A 3,106-nucleotide genomic window follows, 5' to 3' on the forward strand; every position below is an offset into this window, starting at 1 on the left:
ACCTATTTTAAACGGCATGCTCGGACTGATGCCCACCGTTAGGATATTCATGTTTCTAGATTTTTTATCCGTACTCATCACGAACGGACCCACATTTTCGCTCATGCCGCCCGTTCTAGCATAGATGCGAGAGACGCCCAAATACGGATTTATCTCGAAATTTTCGCCGTTAAAGCCGCCGTATGTCGCGCTAGCAAACATATTTATAAGCTTTCCGTCGCTCTTGACGCCATTGTTGGCGGTGTATTGCACTATCGTGGAGCTGCCGGTTTTTTTGCGTTTTATGTCCGTATATACGGTGCCTAGATCAAATTTAACGGTCTCTAAACCCACCTGTGCGTAAAGTCCCGCGTGTCTGTTCGTGTGATCAAACTCTTTGCTGCCATCTTCTTTGGTTTTAGTTTTTCCTGTGCCCAGCACGACCCCCAGTCTTAAACTCTCGCTCAGCGCGCCGTCTAAGCCGACAAGCTGCGTCACGGACGTGGATTTGAAATCCCCGCTTCCCTCATCCGAGTTAAATTTCATGACGTTTCCCGCAGTGTTCGCCCAGAAGTTGATCCCCATTTCCTCATCTATGCTTAACGCATTAAAATTTCTTTTGCGGTTTAAGACGGCGTTTCGGATCAGTACGTTATCGATCACAGCTGCATTTTGTGCGGCGAAATTTGCCTCGTTCGCGAACGTTTTTAGCGTGTCGGAGGCCTGCTGCGGCGTAGCAAAGATGAAATTTCTATATAGATCGCTCGTTCGCACCGCAGGTCTGCTTCTAAAAACGCTCATTAGGGCGGGTTGATTGCTCGAGCCCTCTATTGCGGCGGCGATCAGTTTTTGATTTTTACCCTTTGCGAAATCCACCATACCCTCGCTGCCCTTTTTGAAGGTGAACTCTAGCTTGGAGTCGTTAAAATTTTTAACTAAATCAAAAAACGCGTATTCTCTTAAAATTGTCTGATCGTAGCCTCTGAAGCTACCTTCTACCCAGTATCTCTTTGATTTTGCAGGATCTTTATATATCTTTTGCGCATCTTCGAAAAGAGGATTTTCTAGATCTACGATGGAATTTTTTTCAAACGTGAGGTTCAAATTCGTAGCTCCTGCCGAAGACATGCCGACTATACCCGCGTGCGATACGACGTATCTGCCGCCTTGCTTTATCGTCGCCGTGACGGTATCTGAGGTAGCGGTTCTGGTTTTATTTACGAATTCTTTCGGCTTATTGAATACGTCGGTTTTGACCTCTTGGACGGTTAGGCTCTTTTTGATCTTCAAGGCGCCGCCGTTTTCTACGGTCACCTTGCTGTTTTTTAAAGACTGATTTAGCGCCGTGATCTGCCCGCCTTTTATGATCGTATCGCCGCTGTAGGTGTTATCGCCCGCAAGCGTTAGCGTGCCGCCGCCTCTTTTTATCAGCGTTCCTTTATAGCCTTCCGCCGCTCTATGCGCTCGCGCTTGCTCTCTGGCTAGCTCTACATTGTATTCGGCTCTTTCTTCTGCGGTCAAATTTCCGCCCTTAGCATCGAGCTGTGCTTTGCGCACCGCCCAAGCCGCCGCATCCGCATCGTCCTCGGTCTTTCTAAATTTTATCGCCTTGTCCGAGATGTCGTTGGACCAGACGTCATCTACGTCCATATTTACGTCGAATTTCCCTAGAAACTGACCTGGTCCGAACATTGCCTTGCCGAGATCTACTATGCCCCAGCCCCATCTTTTATCGGGCACACCAAGCTCGCTCGTTCAGCCCGAAAGCTTGCTAGTATCATTCTTTTTGAACGAATACTTCGTCTGTCTCGCCGTTGTTAGTAAGACATCTCGTGCCTGCTCGTTCGTCATATAGTTATATCTGGACATTATGACGCCCAAGGCTCCCGTTACGTGAGGTGCCGCCATAGACGTGCCGCCCCAAGAAGCGTATCCCGCCTTGCCTGTTTTGACATCTACGATAGAGGATTTTATCTTTACTCCAGGCGCTGCTATGGTCCACCATTTAGAATCTCCCGCGGTATTAAATCTTTGGGCATTGCCGTCAGTTTGTCCCGTTACGTTTAGCCATAGCTTTTCCACGTCGGGGCGAAAATACGGCAGCATCGCCCTTGTGTAGGATTCTTCCATGCCGTCTCTATGCCAGCGGTAAAGACTTGGATTATTCTGTATTTTTTAGCGACTTCGTATGCGGCATCTATGAAGCTTTTCCGGCCGTCCACTACGAATTGATAATAAGCTTTTTTAGCGGTATCTATATCTTTGAGGTATAGATGATGATTAGGCTTAGTAGGATTAGCCGCCGTACCGGGAATCCCGCTGTAACCTTCCGCGCCCGGATAGGAGGAATTTACTCTTCTATTTGATCCCCAGCTATTATTTATCGCTCTTACGCCCGATTTAGCAAGCTCGTTATATACGGCGTAGAAGTATCCGTAGTCTTGATTTGGGCCGTAGGTCATGCCGTCGTTTCCGCCTGTATTTCCCGAGTATAATCTCGACTCCCATGCCACGCCGTGCGTGCCGCGTCCGTCGCGGTTGGCCCCTATCGTGCCTCCTACGTGCGTGCCGTGCGAGTCGTTCGTCCCGGCTATCCAATCGCCGTTAGTTTCAAATTTTTGACCTTTTTTAAATTTGCCTTTATTTGTTTTATCATATTCGTCACTGCCTTTTTGTTTAAAGGGCGCGTTGCCGAATTCTGCATCTGGGTAACGCATGCCGTCTTTGGAGTACTCGCCCTTCGCGGTCGCTCCCGTAACCCTGCCTCCTGCGAATTCTTGATGACTTAAAAGCATGCCCGAATCAACTACACCCAGTTTTACATCTCTACCAGTGGCACCTTTGGCGTAGGCTACCGATGCGTTCATGCTACTTAGACCCCAGTATGCTTTATACTCGTCCGTCTCCCAGCTTTTTATATCGCCTACTTTGCCGGGTTCTATATACTGTGCTTCACAGACATTTGTAAATAGCACGGCGCAAACTGCTGCAGACAGCACATGGGCTCCTTTGAAATTTAGCTTTCTCATACGATCCCTTTCTTTATGGTTTGGTTTTTATAAAAAAATTATTTAATTATAATAACCTTTAAATGAAAATTTAATTAAATATTTTAAAGATTTTATAA

At 47.2% G+C, this 3,106-nt stretch carries 3 protein-coding genes; all 3 read right to left on the bottom strand.

The annotated features are described in order from the left end of the window. Nucleotides 1-1,719 (bottom strand): autotransporter domain-containing protein (locus Q0140_RS03665; protein ID WP_297962009.1); only part of this gene is annotated, 1,719 nt, incomplete at its 3' end. Nucleotides 1,720-1,734: 15 nt separating this feature from the next. Further along, entirely contained in the window at nt 1,735-2,109 is a 375-nt protein-coding gene (locus Q0140_RS03670) for a S8 family serine peptidase (protein ID WP_297962011.1), read from the bottom strand. Continuing rightward, nucleotides 2,043-3,008, bottom strand: a complete 966-nt coding sequence (locus Q0140_RS03675) for a S8 family serine peptidase (protein ID WP_297962013.1) — start codon at nt 3,006-3,008, stop codon at nt 2,043-2,045. Before Q0140_RS03675 ends, Q0140_RS03670 begins: the two co-directional genes overlap by 67 nt. Nucleotides 3,009-3,106: the final 98 nt, after the last annotated feature.

Origin of the sequence: uncultured Campylobacter sp. (assembly GCF_938045405.1) — a bacterium.
Lineage (GTDB): Bacteria > Campylobacterota > Campylobacteria > Campylobacterales > Campylobacteraceae > Campylobacter_B.

Excerpts from the sequence above, each read along its gene's own strand:
- Q0140_RS03670 (WP_297962011.1), bottom strand. The coding sequence starts at position 2,109 with ATGGAAGAATCCTACACAAGGGCGATGCTGCCGTATTTTCGCCCCGAC.
- Q0140_RS03675 (WP_297962013.1), bottom strand. The coding sequence starts at position 3,008 with ATGAGAAAGCTAAATTTCAAAGGAGCCCATGTGCTGTCTGCAGCAGTT.